Raw genomic sequence first — 18,382 nt, forward strand, 5'->3', positions numbered from 1 at the left:
TCCTCGTGAGCTTTCGCGTCCTGCGCCCCGGCGTCGCATTTCCCACGCCGCCCTCATGGCCGGCACTGCTGGCGCTGCTGCTTGGCAGCGCGCTGTGCCTGCCAGGCTGTAGCCTGCTGCCGTTCGGTGCCGACAAGAACCCGGCGCTGGAGGGCGCCGCGGCTCCCCCCGCGTTCAGCGTGCAGGTGCAGGCACCGGACGACGTGCGCGAGACGCTGGAGCGCCATCTGGAGTTGCAGCGCTTTCGCAACCTGCCCGACCTGCAGGCGAGCGAACTGCAGCGCCTGCTGGGCGCTGCGGACGCGAACGCCCGCGAATTGCTGGGAACGATGGGCTACTTTGCCCCCACCATCACGATCGAACTGATCGAAACCCCGGACGACCAGACCGCTCCGCGCAGCGTGCGGATCGGCGTGCAACCGGGCCCGCAAACCCGGATCGTGAGCGCAGACATCGCCTTTGCCGATGGCAAGCCCGAAGGGGGCGACAAAGCGGACAAGAAAGAGGACGAGGAAAGCCAGGCCAACGCCCGCCAGCAGCAGCTTGTGCGCAGCGACTGGTCGCTGCCGCCGGGCGAGCCATTCACCCAGTCGGCGTGGGACACGGCCAAGACCGGCGGACTGCGCCAATTGCAGGCGCACCGCCACCCGGCGGCGCGCATTGCCGACAGCCGCGCGGACATCGACGCCGACAAGCACGAGGCCCGGCTCGACGTCACCTACGACCCCGGCCCGGCCTACCGCTTCGGGCCGCTGCGGGTCGTGGGCGGCCAGCGCTACGACCCCGATGGGGCCCGGCGCCTGGCGCACCTGCCCACGGGCGCCGTCTACGACGAAGCGCAGATGCTCGACGCGCAGCTGCGCCTGGCCGGCAGCGGGTACTACGACGCCGTGTTCCTCACGCTCGATACCGAAGGCAGCGACCCGCAGGCCGCGCCGGTGGTGGCGCAGGTGCAGGAAGCCTCGCTGCAGAAGCTGGTGTTCGGCCCCGGCTTCTCGACGGACGGCGGCGCGCGCCTGTCGCTGGAGCATATCCACAACCGGATGCCCGGCCTGGGCTGGCGCGCCGTGACCAAGCTCGCACTGGAGCGCGAGAGCCAGCTCGCCAGCACCGAATGGACCGATCTGCCCGACGAAAACGGCTGGCGCTGGTTTGCCGGCGGCCAGGCGCTGCGCGAGGCCCGGGACGGCTACCGCGTGAACAGCGGGCGTCTGCGTTCCGGCAGCAGCAAGAACACGCGGAACATCGACCGCAACTACTTTCTGCAATACGACTACGCCAACAGCCAGGGGACCGATGCGCCCCCGCCGCGCAGCGCGCTGAGCCTGAACTACGGCTGGACGGGCCGCTACTTCGACAACCCGACGGCCCCCACGCGCGGCCACGGCGTGGCGCTGGAACTGGGCCTGGGAAGCACCCTGCAGCCCCCGCACGACCCCTTCGTGCGCACCCTGCTGCGCTGGCAATCCCTCATTCCAGCCGGGCGGGTGCAGGACAGCGCCGGCCGTGGCCGCGACGCCCGCCTGGCGCTGCGCACCGAAGCCGGCGCGATGCTCGCACGCGAGAGCGCGCAGATCCCCGCGCCCCAGCTCTTTCTCACCGGCGGCGACACCAGCGTGCGCGGCTACGGCTACCACAGCATCGGCGCGCGCAGCGGCAACGGCCAGCTCTACGGCGGCCGCTACATGGCGATGGGCAGCGTCGAATGGCAGCGCCCCATCGTCTACGGCGGCACCATGACCGACTGGGAGAGTGCCCTGTTCATCGACGCCGGCGCCGTCGCTGACCGCGCGGGCGACCTGCGTCCGCGCGTCGGCCTGGGCGCCGGCCTGCGCTGGCGCAGTCCCGTGGGTCCGCTGCAGGTGGACCTGGCCTATGGCGCGAAAACCCGCAAGCTGCGGCTGCACCTGCGCCTGGGGTACAACTTCTGATGCGCGCCCGCCAGCACACGCCCCGCGCCAGCGACTTCAGTGCCGGGGCATCCTCCCCGCCTCCCGCACCGCGGCGCCGGCGCCGTGCGCTGCGGGCGCTGGGCTGGCTGCTGCTGACGCTGGCCGCGCTGCTGCTCGCCGCCGCTGCGCTGCTGTGGTGGTGGGCTGGCAGCGCAAGCTCGCTGGCCAGCACGCTCGCGCGCGCCGCGCACTACCTGCCCGCCGGACAAACGCTGGAGAGCCGCGCGGTCAGCGGGTCGCTGCGCAGCGGCGGGCGCATCGGCTGGCTGCGCTGGAGCAGCCCGGGCCTGTCGGTGGAGGTGCACGAGCTGCGCCTGGGCTGGCAGCTGGCCCCGCTGCTGCACCGCCGCCTGGAACTGGGCGAAGTGCAGGCCGCGCGCGTGCAAATCACCCCCGGGGACGTGGCCGACACCGAACCCGTGCAGGCCCCCACGCAGTTGCTGCTGCCGCTGCGCATCGGCGCGTCGTTTCGCGTGCAGCAGTTGCAATGGGCCGCAGCGCCCGCCGTGCAGGCCACGGGCCTGGTGGGGGACTACCGCTTCGACGGACACGAGCACCGCCTGCGTATCGGCGGCGTGGAACTCGCGCAGGGCCGCTACAGCGCCAGCGCCACGCTGCAGGCGCTCGCGCCCATGGCCATCGAAGCCACGCTGGACGGCAGCCTGCACACCGCGCTGCCCGGCGGCGCAACCATGCCCGTGAGCGCGCAGGCCAGGCTGCGCGGAACCCTGGCCACGCCCGCGGCGCAATTGCAACTGCAAACGCAGCTGCGCCCCACCGCTCCTGGCACGGCGCCGACCGCGGAGTCCATGCAGGCCGACCTGCAGGCCACGCTCGCGCCCTGGGCGCCGCAGCCCCTGGAATCGGCCAGCGCCACGCTGCGCGCAGTGAACCTGGCGGCGCTGTGGCCGTCGGCCCCGGCCACGCAACTGCACGGCACGCTGCAGGCCGGCCCCACGCCGGGTCAGGCGGCGGGTTGGTCCATGCAGGCGCAGTTGCGCAACGGCCTGGCGGGCCCCTGGGACCGGAACCGCCTGCCCATCAGCGCACTGCAGGCCAGCGCGACCTACGACGGCCGCAGCTGGAGCGTTCCCGACGCCAGCGTCCAGGCCGGCGCCGGCCGCGCCACGGCGCGGGGCCGCTATACGCCCGACACCGGCGCGCTGGAGGGCCGGGTCGAACTGCGCGCGCTGCGCCCCAACGCCCTGCACAGCGCGCTCGCCGCCGTGCCGCTCTCCGGCCAGGTCAGCGCGCAGACGCAGGGCAAGACCGTGCGCTTCGACGTGAACATCCGCGCGCCCGCCGCGCCTGCCGCACCAACCCATGACCCCGCCCCGCTGCGCATCGACAGCCTCACGGCACGCGGCACTTGGCAGGCGCCGGCGGCCGCACGAACCGGTGGCAGCGTGCAGTTGGACCATCTGCTGCTGGACGCGCTGCAGGCGCGCGTCGAAGCCACCGGCGTGCAACTGGCGCTGGGCGCCCAGTCCGCGCAGGGGCAGCTGGCGCTGACCGTGCCCGGCGCCAGCGCCCACGCCCGCGCCCGCGTCGCCCCGCGGGACGGCTCCGGCGAGCTGCTGCTGGAATGGAGCGACATCGGACGCACCCAGCGCTGGCTGCGCAGCCTACCGTTCCTCGGCGCCGACCTGCAGCACGCCCTGCAAGGCGTCGGCGCCCAGGGCCCGGCCCGGCTGAGCACGCGCTGGAACGGCGGCTGGCAGACGCTGGTGCAGCAGTTGCAAGCGACGAGCGCAGGCGCCGCACGGCCCACGGACCAGGAGCGCTTCGATCTGCAGGCCACGCTGAGCACGGCGCAGCTCGATCTGACGCTGCCGTCCGCAGCGGGCGCCGACGCAGCGCGCCAGGCGCTTCAATTGCGCGCCGTGCAGGCGGAACTCTCGGGCAACCTGGGGCAGGCCAGCCTGGCCCTCTCCGCAGAGCTGCGCAGCCCTGCGCCCCGCGCCGTGCAAGCGCAAGTGGTTGATCTGCGCGCGCCATTGCCCGGCGGCGACCAGCCCACCCGAGATGCGCGCCTGCAGGGCGGCTTGCACGGCGCCGCGCCCCAAGCGGGTGCCAGCGCGCATTCCGCGCCGCCCCCCGCATTCCGCCTCGAAACCTCGGCCGGCCAAGCCCGTCTCACCGGCCCGCTGCCCGGAACGGTGGCGCTGCGCTGGCAGCCGCTGCGCTGGTCTGGCGGTGCGGGGGCGCCCCCGCAACTACAGACCCAGGGAACATTGCAGGGCCTGCCCATGGCCTGGGTGGACGCCCTGGACACCCTGGGTCCGGGCACACCGCCCGCCGGCAGCCCCGCGCAACCTCTGCTCGCGCGCATGGGGCTGGCCAGCGACATCGTGCTCGACGGGCAGTGGAACGTGGAGCGCCGTGCCGGCCTGCGCGCCAGCGCCAGCCTGCGCCGCGCCAGCGGCGATTTGCGCATCCTCACGGTCGATGCCGTGGAGAAAGCCACTGCCGGGGCCAAGGGCAGCGCGGCCGGCGTGCGCCAGGCGGAGATCGGCGTCGAGGCCGACGGCGGCGCGCTGCAGGCACACCTGCTCTGGGCCAGCGAGCGCGCCGGCAACATCGACGCGCGCGTGAGCACGCGCATCACCCTGGCCGGCGACGGCGCGGTCGGCGCCAGCACCTGGGCCGCCGACGCACCACTGGCGGGCCACTTGCGCGCGCAACTGCCCGACATGGGCCTGTGGTCGGCGCTGGCACCGCCCGGCTGGCGCGTGCGCGGCACCTTCGACGCCGACGCCAGCCTGTCGGGAACACGCAAGGCCCCGCGCTGGTCGGGAACCCTGGGGGCGGACGACCTGGCCGTGCGCTCGCTCATCGACGGCGTGGACCTGCAGGGTGGCCGCCTGCGTGCCACGCTGCGCGGCAAGCAACTCGACATCACCGAACTGCACCTGCAGGGCGGGCGGGGCAGCAATGCCCGCATCGCCGGCTTCAGCGGCAACCGCACGCCGGCGCCGCAGGACGGCGGAACGCTCAGCGGCAGCGGCCGCATCACCTGGGACGAGGCGGCCGACGGCTTGTCGAGAATCACCATGTCCCTGCAGGCCGAAGCCCGGGCGCTGCAAGTGCTGGTGCGCGCGGACCGCCAGGTCAGCGTGTCGGGCCACCTGCAGGCGCAGTTGGAACAGGGGCAGATCCGCCTGCGCGGCGCACTCGGAATCGACCGCGCGACCATCATCCTGCCCGATGAATCCACGCCCCACCTGGGCTCGGACGTGATCGTGCGCTCCGCCGCGCGGGAGCGCGAGGAACGGATCCAGACACAGGCCAGGGAACAGCTCGCGGCGCAGGCCGAAACCGCCAAGCCGCCCGACATCGTCATCACCCTCGACCTGGGCAACGACTTTGCGCTGCAGGGCCATGGCATCACCACCCGGCTCACGGGCACGCTGGAGATCCGCAGCAGCGCCGACGCAGGTGCCCCGCCGCGCGTGACGGGCGAGGTGCGCACCGAGGAAGGCCGCTACCGCGCCTGGGGCCAGGTGCTCGACGTGGAGACCGGCCTGATCCGCTTCAACGGACCCCACGACAACCCCTCGCTCGACATCCTGGCGCTGCGCCCGAACATCAGCGTGCGCGCCGGGGTGCAGGTCACCGGGACGGCGCAGGCACCGCGCGTCACGCTCTATTCCGAACCCGAAATGCCCGACGCGGAAAAGCTCTCATGGGTCGTGCTGGGTCGCAGCACATCGGCCGGTGGCGCCGAAGCCGCCTTGCTGCAGCAGGCCGCCCTGGCGCTGCTGGGCCGCAAGGGCGGCAGCACCGCTGGCGTAGCCAACCGCCTGGGCCTGGACGAGATCGGCTTTCGCGGCCCCGCTGCGGGCGAGGACGCGGGAGCGGCCGCCCTGACCTTCGGCAAGCGCCTGTCGAAGAATTTGTACGTGAGCTACGAGCGCAGCCTGTCGGGAACGCTGGGCACGCTGTACATCTTCTACGACCTCTCGCGGCGCCTGACCCTGCGCGGGCAGACGGGGGAGAAAAGCGCGCTGGACATCATCTACACCGTGAAGTACGACTGAGCGCGCGCACCCGGGCCCTACAATGTGCGCGCTCGCCTCCTCGTAGTTCAATGGACAGAACGAGTGCCTCCTAAGCGCTAGATACAGGTTCGATTCCTGTCGAGGGGACCAACACCCATGGAAATCAACCGGCCTGCAGCGCCAGCCCCGCGTGTTCGCGCAGCGGGTGGAAGCGGATTTCCGGAAAACGCTCCTGCGCCAGCCGCACGTCGTAGGGGCTGGTGCACAGGTAGGCCAGCGTGCCGGCCGCGTCGTGCGCCAGGCGCAGGGGGTAGGCGTCGGTGAACGCACGCAGTTGCGCAGGGTCGTCCGCCGTGATCCAGCGCGCGCCGGTGTACTGACAGCCTTCCAGGCGCACATTGGCGTCGTACTCGGCGCGCAGGCGGTGCTGCACCACGTCAAACTGCAACGCACCCACGGCACCCAGCAGCATGTGGCCGCCGGCGTCCGGCTTGAAGACCTGGATCGCCCCCTCTTCGCCCAGTTGGGCCAGGCCCTGCTGCAACTGCTTGGCGCGCAGCGGGTTCAGGAGCACCACGCTCATGAACAACTCCGGGGCAAAGAACGGCAGGCCCGTGAACTGCAGGCTCGCGCCGTCGGTGATGGTGTCGCCCAACTGCACGCCGCCGTGCGTGGTAAAGCCGATGATGTCGCCCGCGTAGGCTTGTTCCACCGCCTCGCGGCGCTGGCTCATGAAGGTCACGACCGAGGTCGGGCGCAGTTCCTTGGCGCTGCGCTGCACCTTGAGCCGCATGCCCGGCACGTACCTGCCGGAGGCCACGCGCACAAACGCGATGCGGTCGCGGTGGTTCGCGTCCATATTCGCCTGCACCTTGAAAACGACCCCCGAGAAACCCTCGTCCTCGGGCTGGACGGTCTGCACCACGCGCTGCCCGTCGAGCACGAGCGTGCTCCGGCGCGGGCCGGGGGGCGGGGCCATGTCCACCAGCGCGTCGAGCACCTCCAGCACGCCGAAGTTGTTCACGCCCGAGCCGAAGAACACGGGCGTGAGCCTGCCCGCCAGAAAGGCCGCCGGGTCCCAGGCGGGCGACGCGCCGGCGGCCAATTCCATGCTCTCCATGGCAGCGTCGAACGCCGCGCCAAAGCGGGCGCGCAGCCGGTGCGCGTCGGCCAGGGGAAGCGCTTCAAAGTCCTGCGGGCGGCGCTCGCTGCCGGGCTCGAACAGCGTCATGGTTTGCGCGCGCAGCTGGATGATTCCGCCAAAGCTCTTGCCCTGCCCCACGGGCCAGGTCATGGGGCAGCAGGGCATTCCCAGTTCGCGTTCGACCTCGTCGAGCAGGTCCAGCGGGTCGCGCACCTCGCGGTCCATCTTGTTCACGAAGGTGATGATGGGCGTGTCGCGCTGGCGGCAGACCTCGATCAGGCGGCGCGTCTGCGCCTCCACACCGTTCGCGGCGTCGATCACCATCAGCGCCGAATCGACGGCGGTGAGCACGCGGTAAGTGTCTTCGGAAAAGTCCTTGTGCCCGGGGGTGTCGAGCAGGTTGATGACATGCTCGCGGTAGAGCATCTGCATCACGCTCGACGCCACCGAGATGCCGCGCTGTTTTTCGATCTCCATCCAGTCGGAGGTGGCGTGGCGGCTGGCCTTGCGGCCCTTGACGGCGCCGGCGATCTGGATCGCACCCGAGAACAGCAGCAGCTTTTCGGTCAGCGTCGTCTTGCCCGCGTCGGGGTGCGAAATGATGGCAAAGGTACGGCGGCGCCGGGTTTCCAAGGCGTAGGACACAACAGGGGAGTTCCGAAAAAGGGGTGGGATGGTCGCGGGTGCGGCGATTTTATCGGCCCCCGCCCCCCTTCCGGCAGGCCATAATTCACAGCTTCATACCGTCCAATCTTGGACCTCCATCAACCCGATCTTGCGTGGAAAAGCCTGATTCATGAAAGGAAAGGCAAAGAAAATGGATCCCCAATCAACGCCCGATGCGAAGAGAAGCTCGTTGCCATCCACTGGCGCAGGAAACGACTTTCCTGTGCTGGTGCCTACGAATGGCCCGGAAATGCTGGATATCGCTGATCTTCATAAAAATACCGGAGTTTGCACTCTGGATATTGGATTGATGAATACCGGAATCTGCAAATCTTCAATCACATATGTCAATGGAGACGAAGGGATTTTGCGCTATCGCGGCTATTCGATTGACGAGTTGGTTGACAACTCTGATTATCTGGACGTGGCTTGGTTGCTGCTGAATGGCGATTTGCCGACGCCCGGCCAGAAGGCGGAATTCCAGCACAACATCACTTACCATTCGATGGTAAATGAGCAAATGGTGTTTTTCCTGCGTGGCTTCCGGCGCGATGCACATCCCATGGCCGTCATGTGCGGCATGACCGGTGCCCTGTCGGCGTTCTATCATGATGGGCTTGACATATTCAATGCGGATGATCGCAAAATTGTGGCGCATCGCCTGATTGCAAAAATGCCGACCATTGCGGCAATGGCTTACAAGTATTCCGTTGGACAACCCATGGTCTACCCACGCAACGATCTCGATTACGTTTCAAACTTCATGCAAATGTTGTTTGCCGTCCCATGCGAGCCCTTCAAGCTCAACCCGGCTGGCGTGCGGGCCTTCAACGCGGTGTTGATCGTGCAGGCCGACCATGAGCAAAATGCCTCGACGTTCACGGTGCGCTCGGTTGGCTCAAGCCGTGCGAACCCCTATGCCTGTATTGCTGCAGGCATTGCATCGCTTTGGGGGCCGTTGCACGGTGGTGCCAATGAGGGCGTGCTGCAAACGCTCAATGAAATCGGCTCCATTGAAAATATCCCCGCCGTCATCAAGCGGGCGAAGGACAGGAACGATCCCTATCGCTTGATGGGTTTCGGGCACCGGGTTTACAAAACCTACGATCCACGGGCAAAAGTCTTGCGGCGGTATTGCTACGAGGTGCTTGAGGCATATGGGAAAAAGGATGATCCGCTGCTGAAAATGGCGCTCGAATTGGAGCGTATTGCACTCAACGATGATTTCTTCATCGAACGCAAGCTCTACCCCAACGTTGACTTTTATTCGGGGCTGATTCTCAAGACCATTGGCATCCCGCTGTCCATGTTCACGGCGCAATTTGCCGTGGCCCGCACTGCGGGCTGGATCGCTCACTGGAATGAGATGATCACGGACCCGGCGGTCAAGATTGTGCGCCCACGCCAACTCTATGTGGGATCGGATTTTCGTCCCTTCGTGCCTCCTGCGGAACGAACAGAGCACAAACCGCTCATTGGTTGAGCCTGCCAGCACCCTGGCTTGGCAAATTCGGCTCAAGGGCGGGGGAACTTCCACCTAAAATGGGCTGACTGCCCCGCACCACCGCCGGCCCCCGTCCATGACGCAGTTCCCGTTCCCCGTCCGCACCGAATGCCCCCCGGGGACCTGTATTTGTCAGCGGGACACGCTGCTCCAGGCCCCGGACGACGACGTGCGGGTACTGCGGCTGACCCGCCCCGAGGAAAAAAAAATGCTGGAGCGGCTGGAGAACCTGGGCAGCCTGGGCGAGTTGCGCCAGATGCAGGAGCGCATGGCGCAGCAGCTTGGCATCCGCCTGTCCATCACCCCGAACCCGCGCGGGGTGCACAGCCTGCGCGGGATCGTGATCCTGGTGCACGAGCAACCCGGCCTGTGCCGCAAGACCCGGCAGGCGATTCCCGCAGCAATCAAGAAAAGCATGGCCGCGCGGCCCCGGATCGCGTATGAGCTGCTCGACGAGGGGGGGCTGTTTGCCCATTCGTGACGCGCGCCAGCGAACGCATTGCGGCTTGCGGCGTATGGGGCGACAGCGGCTATAATGCCGGGCTTTGCTGGCAATGCCCCGTCGGCCAAACACCAGTTGCAGACCCACAGACGGGGCCTTCAGGCCCGATCTTCCCGGAAGCCCCTCTGTGGGCATATTTTGGAAAGCCAATGACTACGATCCGCGTAAAAGAAAACGAGCCCTTTGACGTTGCCCTGCGCCGCTTCAAGCGCACCATTGAAAAGCTCGGCCTGCTGACGGACCTGCGCGCGCGCGAGTTCTACGAAAAGCCCACGGCCGAGCGCAAACGCAAGAAGGCCGCCGCCGTCAAGCGCCACTACAAGCGCGTTCGCAGCATGCAACTGCCCAAGAAACTGTACTGATCCCCGGCTCCCGGGCCCGCCCGGGGTCCCCCCAGTAGTTCGCGCTCGACCCGCGCTCGGCACCCCTGGCGCGGGTTTTCTTTTTTTTGAAAAATCCTGCACAGGAGAACGCCATGTCCCTCAAGGACCAGATCACCGAAGACATGAAAACCGCCATGCGTGCCAAGGACAGCGAGCGCCTGGGCGCCATCCGCCTGCTGCTGGCGGCGATCAAGCAAAAGGAAGTCGACGAGCGCGTCACGCTCGATGACACGGCCGTGGAAGCCATCGTCGACCGACTCATCAAGCAGCGCAAGGACAGCATCGGGGCTTTTGAGGGCGCTGGCCGCCAGGATCTGGCCGACAAGGAAAAGGCCGAACTGGTCGTGCTGCAAGCCTATCTGCCGGAGCGCATGTCGGCCGCACAAACCCTGGCCGCCGTGCAGGCCATCGTGGCCGAACTCGGCGCCACCGGCCCGGGCGACATGGGCAAGGTCATGGGCATGGCCAAGACCCGCCTGGCGGGCAAGGCCGACATGGGCCAGGTGTCCGCCGCCGCGAAGGCCGCGCTCGCGGGCTGACGCCCTGCGAATCACCTGCCCGCGACCTTCATGCGATTCACCAGAATCGAGCCGACCGTCTTGGCCCCGTAGTTGTAGGCGTCGGCGCCCACGGCCTCGATTCCCCGGAACATGTCCTTGAGGTTGCCGGCGATGGTGATCTCGTGCACCGGGTACGCGATGCGGCCGTTTTCCACCCAGAAACCACTCGCGCCGCGCGAATAGTCGCCCGTCACCTGGTTCACGCCCTGGCCCATGAGTTCGACCACGAAGAGCCCGTTGCCGAGCTTGCGCAGCATGGCGTCCAGATCGTCCGCGGCCTGCGTCAGGCGCGACGTGAGCACGAGGTTGTGCGAGCCGCCGGCATTCCCCGTGGTCTTCATTCCCAGCTTGCGCGCGGAGTAGCTCGACAGGAAGTAGCCCTGCACGCGCCCGCCCTGGACCACCTTGCGCGGCGCGACGCGCACGCCCTCGTCGTCGAACGGCGCGCTGCCCTTGCCGCCGGGTACGAAGGGGTCTTCCAGAATGTCGATGTGCCCGGGAAAAACCCGCTTGCCCAGCGCGTCGATCAGGAAACTGCTCCTGCGGTACAGCGCGCCCCCGCTGACGGCCTGCACGAAACCGCCGAGCAGCCCTGCGGCCAGCGGGGATTCGAACAGCACCGGGCATTGCGTGGTGGCGATCTTGCGGCTGCCCAGCCGACTCAGCGCGCGCTCCGCGGCGTAGCGGCCCACGGCCCGGGGTGCGGGCAGGGCCGCGGCGTCGCGCATGGAGCCGTACCAAGCGTCGCGCTGCATCTCGGCGCGCCTGCCGGGCAGCGATGCGATGGGCGCGACCGAAATGCCATGGCGCGAAGCAGCGTAGCCGCCGCGAAAGCCGCGCGTGTGCGCGCTGAAGAAATGGCTGTGCTGGGCCGAAACGCCCGCGCCTTCGCTGTTCGTGACGCGGCGGCTGGTCTGCATGGCGGCGGCCTCGCATTCCATGGCCAGGCCGGCCGCGGCCTCGCTGTCGATGGCCCAGGGGTGGAACAGGTCCAGTTCGCGGTGGCTGTCCTGCGGCGCGATGTCGGCCGCGTCGGGCAGTCCGGCCATGGGGTCTTCGGCGGTGAAGCGGGCGATGTCGTAGGCCGCCTGCACGGTCTGCTCGACGGCCTTGCCGGAGAAGTCCGAGGTGCTCGCGTTGCCGCGGCGGCGGCCGAGATAGACCGACACACTCAGCGACTTGTCGCGGTTGCGCTCGACGTTCTCCAGCGCGCCCCGGCGCACGCTGACCGACAGGCCACAGCCCTCGGACGCCTCGGCGCCGGCGTCGCTTGCACCGAGCTTCTTGGCGTGCGCCAGGGCGCGATCGACCAGTTCTTCAAAAAACGGGCGGCTGCAACTGAAACCGCTGTCGGGGGTGCGGGCGCTGTGGATTCGCGGGGCTTGGGGCAAGGGTTTGTTCATGGCGGCGGCTATGATACTTGCCACTGCGCCGCCCACCGTCTTTGCCTCCATGTCCCGCAAACCCCAAAAAGGCTATTTCGTTCAGGGCCGCTTCGTTGCCCAGGGCAGCGAGTTGGACATTCAATTCAGGGCCGAGCGCAAGGGCACGCCCGACGCCAGCCGCACCGATCTCAAGCGCGCAAGCGATGCCTTGCAGACGCTGGGCAAGAATCTGCTGACCCTGCGCGCCGACCTGCTCGCCGCCCTGGGCCTGCCGGACGTGTTGCTCAACGCGCTGGCCGAGGTCCGGCGCATCAGCGACTTCGAAGGCCGGCGCCGCCAGATGCAGTACGTGGGCAAGCTCATGCGCAAACTGGACCCCGCGCTGGTGCAGGCTGCACGCCAGTCCCTGGAGGAGCAGCACCGGGGGTCGGCGAGCGAAAAGCAGCGGCTGCACTTGGCCGAACGCTGGCGCGAGCGCCTGCTCGCCGACGACTCCGCCCTCGCGCCCTGGATGGCCGAGCACCCCACCAGCGATGCGCAGCAATTGCGCGCCCTGATCCGCCAGGCGCGCAAGGACGCCACGCCGCCAGCCGCGCAGGGCCTGGCCCCGCGCCAGGGGCGCGCCTGGCGCGAGCTGTTCCAATTCGTGCGCGGGCATCTGGACGGCGCCGGGCTTGCGGAGGCCAGCGACACGGGCGAGGACGACGACAATGGCTAGCGACGACAACGACGCAAGCACCGCGGACGGCGGCGGCCACGACCCGGTGCGGATCGGCATCGTCTCGGTCAGCGACCGCGCGAGCCGCGGCGTCTACGCGGACCAGGGACTGCCCGCGCTGCGCGATTGGCTCACGCGCGCGCTGCGCAACCCGGTCGCTTTCGAGCCGCGCCTCATCCCCGACGAACAAGCGGACATCAGCGCCGCGCTGATCGAACTCGTCGCCGCAGGCTGCTGCCTGGTGCTCACCACCGGCGGCACCGGACCGGCCTTGCGCGACGTGACGCCCGAGGCCACGCTGGCCGTGGCGCACCGGCAGATGCCGGGCTTTGGCGAGCAAATGCGCCAGATCGGCCTGCGCTTCGTTCCCACCGCCATCCTGTCGCGCCAGGTGGCCGTGGTCCGCGACCGCTGCCTGATCATCAACCTGCCCGGCCAGCCCAAGGCGATCGCCGAGACGCTCGAGGGCCTCAGGGACGCCGACGGCAGGCCGTTGGTGCCGGGAATCTTTGCCGCGGTGCCGTATTGCCTGGACCTGATCGGCGGCCCCTACCTCGAAACCCGCGACGCGGTCTGCAAGGCGTTCCGGCCCAAGGGCGCGGTGCGCGCCACGCCGGCGTAAGCGATCCGCGGAAAACCCGAAAAACTACTTGCCCACCAGGGCGTTGAACTTGCCCGCCTCGAACTGCTCCTTGCGCGCAGCATCGCCGGGAACGCAGTCCTGGCGGTGTGCCGAAAGCTTCTCGATGGCCTGCCACAGCAGCGCAATCTGGTGCTCCTGCGCCGCCGCGGTGTCGATCAGGCCGCGCATGGCCTGCGAGAGCGGGTCGTCCTCCTGCGTGATTCCGTAGGCCATGAACTCGCGCGCCTGCGGCGGGGCGCTCACGTCGGCGCTGTGCCCCTCCCGCGTCGGAATGATGCGCGCCGGAATGCCCACCGCCGTGGCACCGGCCGGAACCGGCTTGATGACCACGGCGTTGCTGCCGATCTTGGCCCCGTCGCCGACTTCAAAACCGCCGAGCACCTTGGCACCGGCGCTGACCACGACGTCCCGGCCCAGCGTCGGGTGGCGCTTGCTGCCCTTGTAGAGCGAGGTGCCGCCCAGCGTCACGCCCTGGTAGATGGTGCAACCGTCGCCGATTTCCGCGGTCTCGCCCACCACCACGCCCATGGCATGGTCGAAGAAAACGCGCTCGCCAATCTTGGCGCCGGGGTGGATCTCTATGCCCGTGATCCAGCGCGCGCCGTGCGAGATGAAGCGGCCCAGCCATTTCAGGCCATGGTTCCAGCACCAGTGCGCCGACCGGTGCAGCCAGACGGCGTGCAGCCCGGGGTAGCAGGTAATGACCTCCCAGCGACTGCGCGCCGCGGGGTCGCGGTCGAGGATGCACTGGATGTCGGAGCGCAGACGGGCAAACATTGGCGGGGCTCAGGCGGTCACGGTCATGGGTGGCAGAGTCTAGCGTTTTGCCTGCACCGCATCGGTCATCGCCTTGGCAACCCCCCGCAGGATGTGGATTTCCTCGGGCGCGAGCCGCGCGCGGTTGAAAATCTGCTGTAGCCGGGGCATGAGCTTCTTGGGCACTGCGGGGTCCAGAAAGCCGATCCGGGTGAGCGCCTGCTCCCAATGCCCGAGCAGGCCCGCGAGCTGCGCGGCGTCGGCCAGCGCGCGCGCCGGGGCCGCATCGCGCAACGCAAAACCGCCCAGCGCCTGGCGCCATTCGTAGGCGATGAGTTGCACGGCCGCGCCGAGGTTGAGCGAGCCAAAATCCGGGTTCGCGGGAATGCACAGCGCAACGTGGCAGCGGTACACGTCCGCGTTGGCCATGCCAAAGCGCTCGCAACCAAAGAGAAAGCCCACCCCCAGTTCCCCGGAGTCTTGCGGCGGCGATCCGGCCGGGTCGGAAGCGTTTTCGGCCCCGGACGCTGGCCGCTCCTGCGCCGGCCGTCCGCTTTGCAACAGCGCTGCAAAATGCGCGCGCGGCGCCACCGTGGGCGGACCGAAGTCGCGCGGGGTCATCGCGGTGGCGCACAGGTGGCTCATCCCGCGCAGGGCCTCGTCCAGCGTGGCCACGACACGGGCGCTCTCGAGCACGTCCAGGGCGCCGCTCGCGCGCTGTATGGCTTCCTCGTGCCGCAGCACGTTGGGCCAGCGCGGGGCCACCAGCACCAGGTCGTGAAAGCCCATGGTTTTCATGGCCCGGGCGGCAGCGCCCACATTGCCGGCGTGGCTGGTGTTGATCAGGATGAAACGGGTATTCATGGACACTTGCAGGGGCCGCCAACCGGATGTGCCGCAGACGGAGGAAGTAGAATCCGGGCCCGATTGTCGTCCACGATCCATCCGCTTGGCATGCACGGACGCCCTACCCCATTCCCATGATGTCCCCACACCTGCACCCCATGCTCAACGTGGCCATCAAGGCCGCACGCGCCGCCGGCGCCATCATCAACCGCGGGGCGCTGGACGTGGAATCGGTGCGCATCTCGCAAAAGCAGATCAACGACTACGTCACCGAAGTCGATCAGGCTGCGGAAAAAATCATCATCGAAACGCTGCTCGCGGCCTACCCCGGCCACGGCATCCTGGCCGAGGAGTCGGGCCGGGAACTCGGCGCCAAGGATTCGGAATGCGTCTGGATCATCGACCCGCTGGACGGCACGACCAATTTCATCCACGGCTTTCCCGTGTACTGCGTGAGCATCGCGCTGGCCGTGAAGGGCCGGGTCGAGCAGGCCGTGGTCTACGACCCCACGCGCAACGACCTGTTCACGGCCACCCGGGGCCGCGGCGCGTACATGAACGAACGCCGCATCCGCGTGAGCCGGCGCACCCGGCTTGAGGAATGCCTCATCGGCACCGGCTTCCCGTACCGCCCGGGCGACGACATCGAGAGCTACCTGGGAATGATGAACGAGGTGCTGCGGCGCACCGCCGGCCTGCGCCGCCCCGGCGCTGCGGCGCTGGACCTGGCTTACGTGGCGGCGGGCTTTACCGATGGCTTCTTTGAAACCGGCCTGGCGATCTGGGACATGGCCGCGGGCTCGCTCTTGGTCACCGAAGCCGGCGGCCTGGTGGGCAATTTCACGGGTGAGGCCGACTTTCTGGAGCGGCGCGAGTGCCTGGCCGGCGCCCCGCGCATCTACGGCCAACTGGTGCCGATCCTCTGCAAGTACAGCCAGTTTGCCAAGGCCGCCGACAAGGCCGCCGTGCCGCAAGAACCCGCGAAGGGCGAAGGCGCGCCGTTCTGACGCGGAAATCCATCCGGACAGATTCCCTGCTGCTTCGTCGAGGCCGCTTTCGTCGCCGTCCGTCCTGGTCCTCGCCCTTGAGGTCACCGCTTGACCGCCTGGCGCAGCATATATACATTGATACCTACACAAGGGAATCCCCAGACGTCCGATGGAGCGCAGCATGCAACAGTCCACCGCAAAACTATTTGCCACGGGCGGCAGCCAGGCCGTGCGCCTGCCCGCCGAATTCCGCTTCGAGGGCAACACCGAGGTCTACATCCGCCGCGACAAAAGCACCGGCGACGTCATCCTGTCCACGCACTCGCCCGTGGACTGGGGCGCATTCATGCAGCTGCGCGAGGAGTTGGCTCCGTTGCCCGAAGACTTCCTGCTCGACCGCGGGCAGGGCACGCAGCAGCGCGACCCCTTCGATGACTGGAAGGAATGACGCGGTACATGCTGGACACCAACGCGGCGAGCGAGGCGGTGCGCGGGCATCCCGCGTTCGATACGCGCCTGCAAGCGCTGGCGCCAGGCCAGTGGTGCATTTCGGCGCTGACCTGCTCGGAGCTCCGTTTCGGCTTGGCAAAGAAACCTGCGGCCGTGCGGCTGCACCGCCTCGTCAACGAATTCCTGCGCATCGCGCCCATCCTGCCCTGGGACGCCAAGGCGGCGAACCGGCACGGCGAGCTGCGCGCGAACTTGCAGGCGCAGGGCCTGCCGATCGGGGATTTTGACGAAATGATCGCGGCGCACGCGCTGGCGATCGGCGCCGTGCTGGTCACCGACAACGTCCGGCACTTTTCGCGCGTTCCTGGCCTCATGCTCGAAAACTGGTTGCGCTCCGGGCCGGAGCATTGACCGCGCGCACCCGCGCGGGAGCCGACGACAAAGACCCCCGTTTACGAGACCCCGGGGCGCCGTTTCTGGCGCGCCGCGACCCGCTCGGGTACCTCCGCGTGCAGGCCCACGATGCCGATGCGCCGGCCCCGCCGGTCGAACACCGGCAACAGCGTGGCCTCGTCGTGGTAGATGCTGCCGTCCTTGCGGCGATTCACGAAACGGCCCCGCCAGGACTGGCCCGTGAGCAGCGTAGACCACATCGTCTGATAGGTCTGCGCGCAGGTCTGGCCGCTGGCCAGCAGCGACGGCTTTCTGCCCCGCACTTCCGCGAGCGTGTACCCGGTGTTGCGCTCGTACTGCGAGTTGACCCACTCGATGCAGCCGTCGCCGTCGGTAATGACCACGGACACCGGGCTGCTCTGCAGCGCGGTACCCAGCAGCCAAAAGCGCTCCAGCACGGTGGCCACGCGCGCCCGGCTGCGCAGCAGATCGAGCAGCAGCCCCCCGGGCAGGAGCAGCAGCAAGAACGCCACGCCCCCGACCTGCACACGCTGGCCAAGCGCCATCAGGGCGCTGATATCGTCGAGCACGACCAACTGCCACGGCCCTGCCGGGTCGTCCCAGTCGATTCCGCGGCGCTCCACCGCGTAAGCCACGCCGTTGAGGACGACCTCGCCCGCATCCGGCGCAAACGGCAATGCCGAGGCCACGCCGTTGTCGAAATGCAGACCGAAGCGGCGCGATTCCCGCAGCGCGTCGATGCGCTCCTGCGTGAGCGGTGGCGCCAGCGCGAACTGCCATTCGGGGCGCGTGGAGGCCAAGACCACGCCCTGCGGCGACAACAGCACGGCGGGCAGGCCCTGGCGCCTGAGCAGTCCGTCGAAGAACTCAAAGCCCGCCTTGAACAGCACCACGCCGATGATGGCGCTCAACGGCGTATCTGCCTCGTACAGCGGCGCCGCGTAGTACAAGGCGCGCTCCTGCGGATGGCTGCCGACGGCGGCATGCACACCGACGGCGCCGCGCATGGCCTGCTCGAAGTACGGCTGTAGCGCGAGGATCTGCCCCGTGGACCGCTCCCCCGCCGTCTCATGCGCCACGACCACGCCGTCACCGGACAGCACATACACACCGTGCACCGGAAACCTTCCCCGCGCCAGCGCCAAGCGGGCCAGCGCTCCGGGGTCGTCCGGCGCCAGCCGGCCCTGGGCCAGGTCCTTGAGCAGGGGCTCGTTCAGGCCGAGCAGCGACACGGCGCCCAAGAGGTCGCCGCTGGCCCCCTGATTGCGCAGCGCATCGACCGTCTGCTGCAACAACCGCGCGCGTTCGGCCCCACGCTCGTTGCCCCGCCAGTGCACCGCCGCCTGCACGACCAGCCAGGCTCCCAGCAGCGCGCAACCGAACACCAGCAGCAGACCGCGCACACCCGGGGGGTTGCGCTCGAACAGCTTGTCAAAAAACATTCCCGCCGCGGCGCCCGGGACCGGTTC

At 68.7% G+C, this 18,382-nt stretch carries 16 protein-coding genes and 1 tRNA gene; 12 read left to right on the plus strand and 5 right to left on the minus strand.

The features are described from left to right. The first annotated feature begins 5 nt into the window (after nucleotides 1-5). The 3 genes from D5041_RS19920 to D5041_RS19930 all read left to right on the plus strand — a co-directional run bounded on the left by D5041_RS19920 (nucleotide 6) and on the right by D5041_RS19930 (nucleotide 6,103). Nucleotides 6-1,931, plus strand: a complete 1,926-nt coding sequence (locus D5041_RS19920; protein WP_265285568.1) for an autotransporter assembly complex protein TamA — start codon at nucleotides 6-8, stop codon at nucleotides 1,929-1,931. Further along, nucleotides 1,931-5,992, plus strand: coding sequence for a translocation/assembly module TamB domain-containing protein (locus D5041_RS19925; RefSeq protein ID WP_265285569.1), 4,062 nt, complete (start codon nucleotides 1,931-1,933; stop codon nucleotides 5,990-5,992). The genes D5041_RS19920 and D5041_RS19925 overlap by 1 nt, the downstream gene beginning before the upstream one ends. A 36-nt stretch (nucleotides 5,993-6,028) precedes the next feature. Continuing rightward, nucleotides 6,029-6,103, plus strand: a tRNA-Arg gene (locus tag D5041_RS19930). A gap of 13 nt (nucleotides 6,104-6,116) precedes the next feature. On the opposite strand, the gene D5041_RS19935 is transcribed toward D5041_RS19930, so the two are convergent. After that, the gene (locus D5041_RS19935) at nucleotides 6,117-7,742 is read right to left on the minus strand and encodes a peptide chain release factor 3 (protein WP_010103214.1); all 1,626 of its coding nucleotides are present in this window, start codon (nucleotides 7,740-7,742) and stop codon (nucleotides 6,117-6,119) included. Nucleotides 7,743-7,893: 151 nt separating this feature from the next. On the opposite strand from D5041_RS19935, the gene D5041_RS19940 reads away from it, so the two are divergent. The 4 genes from D5041_RS19940 to D5041_RS19955 all read left to right on the plus strand — a co-directional run bounded on the left by D5041_RS19940 (nucleotide 7,894) and on the right by D5041_RS19955 (nucleotide 10,691). Then, nucleotides 7,894-9,246 (plus strand): citrate synthase, encoded by a 1,353-nt coding sequence (locus D5041_RS19940; protein ID WP_407702307.1) that lies wholly within the window; start codon nucleotides 7,894-7,896, stop codon nucleotides 9,244-9,246. A 97-nt stretch (nucleotides 9,247-9,343) separates the two neighbouring features. Beyond that, on the plus strand, nucleotides 9,344-9,748 hold the full coding sequence (locus D5041_RS19945) for a hypothetical protein (protein ID WP_265259164.1): 405 nt from the start codon (nucleotides 9,344-9,346) through the stop codon (nucleotides 9,746-9,748). A gap of 170 nt (nucleotides 9,749-9,918) precedes the next feature. Then, complete coding sequence (rpsU, locus tag D5041_RS19950) at nucleotides 9,919-10,131, plus strand: 30S ribosomal protein S21 (RefSeq protein WP_007833691.1); 213 nt, start codon at nucleotides 9,919-9,921, stop codon at nucleotides 10,129-10,131. A gap of 113 nt (nucleotides 10,132-10,244) precedes the next feature. Further along, nucleotides 10,245-10,691 carry a GatB/YqeY domain-containing protein gene (locus D5041_RS19955; protein ID WP_265285570.1) on the plus strand — a complete coding sequence of 149 codons (447 nt, stop codon included), beginning with the start codon at nucleotides 10,245-10,247 and terminating at the stop codon, nucleotides 10,689-10,691. An 11-nt stretch (nucleotides 10,692-10,702) separates the two neighbouring features. On the opposite strand, the gene pmbA is transcribed toward D5041_RS19955, so the two are convergent. Continuing rightward, the gene (gene pmbA / locus D5041_RS19960) at nucleotides 10,703-12,115 is read right to left on the minus strand and encodes a metalloprotease PmbA (protein ID WP_265285571.1); all 1,413 of its coding nucleotides are present in this window, start codon (nucleotides 12,113-12,115) and stop codon (nucleotides 10,703-10,705) included. A gap of 49 nt (nucleotides 12,116-12,164) precedes the next feature. Here pmbA and yjgA point away from each other — a divergent pair, with 49 nt between their 5' ends. Both yjgA and mog read left to right on the plus strand, forming a co-directional pair. Next, nucleotides 12,165-12,815, plus strand: a complete 651-nt coding sequence (gene yjgA, locus D5041_RS19965) for a ribosome biogenesis factor YjgA (RefSeq protein ID WP_265285572.1) — start codon at nucleotides 12,165-12,167, stop codon at nucleotides 12,813-12,815. Further along, nucleotides 12,808-13,437, plus strand: coding sequence for a molybdopterin adenylyltransferase (gene mog, locus D5041_RS19970; protein ID WP_265285573.1), 630 nt, complete (start codon nucleotides 12,808-12,810; stop codon nucleotides 13,435-13,437). The genes yjgA and mog overlap by 8 nt, the downstream gene beginning before the upstream one ends. 24 nt (nucleotides 13,438-13,461) lie before the next feature. Here mog and cysE read toward each other — a convergent pair whose 3' ends face one another. Together cysE and D5041_RS19980 are read right to left on the minus strand one after the other, a co-directional pair. Then, on the minus strand, nucleotides 13,462-14,235 hold the full coding sequence (gene cysE, locus D5041_RS19975; RefSeq protein WP_010103197.1) for a serine O-acetyltransferase: 774 nt from the start codon (nucleotides 14,233-14,235) through the stop codon (nucleotides 13,462-13,464). 39 nt (nucleotides 14,236-14,274) lie between these two features. Beyond that, entirely contained in the window at nucleotides 14,275-15,078 is an 804-nt protein-coding gene (locus tag D5041_RS19980; RefSeq protein ID WP_265259168.1) for an RNA methyltransferase, read from the minus strand. A gap of 119 nt (nucleotides 15,079-15,197) precedes the next feature. Between D5041_RS19980 and D5041_RS19985 the strand changes: the two genes are divergently transcribed. The 3 genes from D5041_RS19985 to D5041_RS19995 all read left to right on the plus strand — a co-directional run bounded on the left by D5041_RS19985 (nucleotide 15,198) and on the right by D5041_RS19995 (nucleotide 16,910). Continuing rightward, a complete protein-coding gene (locus D5041_RS19985; RefSeq protein ID WP_050809462.1) occupies nucleotides 15,198-16,067 on the plus strand; it encodes an inositol monophosphatase family protein in 870 nt (289 codons plus the stop codon). Nucleotides 16,068-16,230: 163 nt separating this feature from the next. Further along, nucleotides 16,231-16,497: an antitoxin gene (locus D5041_RS19990; protein ID WP_265285574.1), complete on the plus strand. Its 267-nt coding sequence runs from the start codon at nucleotides 16,231-16,233 to the stop codon at nucleotides 16,495-16,497. Further along, a complete protein-coding gene (locus D5041_RS19995) occupies nucleotides 16,494-16,910 on the plus strand; it encodes a type II toxin-antitoxin system VapC family toxin (RefSeq protein ID WP_265285575.1) in 417 nt (138 codons plus the stop codon). Before D5041_RS19990 ends, D5041_RS19995 begins: the two co-directional genes overlap by 4 nt. Before the next feature lie 41 nt (nucleotides 16,911-16,951). Here D5041_RS19995 and D5041_RS20000 read toward each other — a convergent pair whose 3' ends face one another. After that, complete coding sequence (locus D5041_RS20000; RefSeq protein ID WP_265282851.1) at nucleotides 16,952-18,355, minus strand: PAS domain-containing protein; 1,404 nt, start codon at nucleotides 18,353-18,355, stop codon at nucleotides 16,952-16,954. Between the last annotated feature and the right edge of the window lie 27 nt (nucleotides 18,356-18,382).

The organism is Verminephrobacter aporrectodeae subsp. tuberculatae (genome assembly GCF_026127385.1).
Taxonomy (GTDB): domain Bacteria; phylum Pseudomonadota; class Gammaproteobacteria; order Burkholderiales; family Burkholderiaceae_C; genus Acidovorax; species Acidovorax aporrectodeae.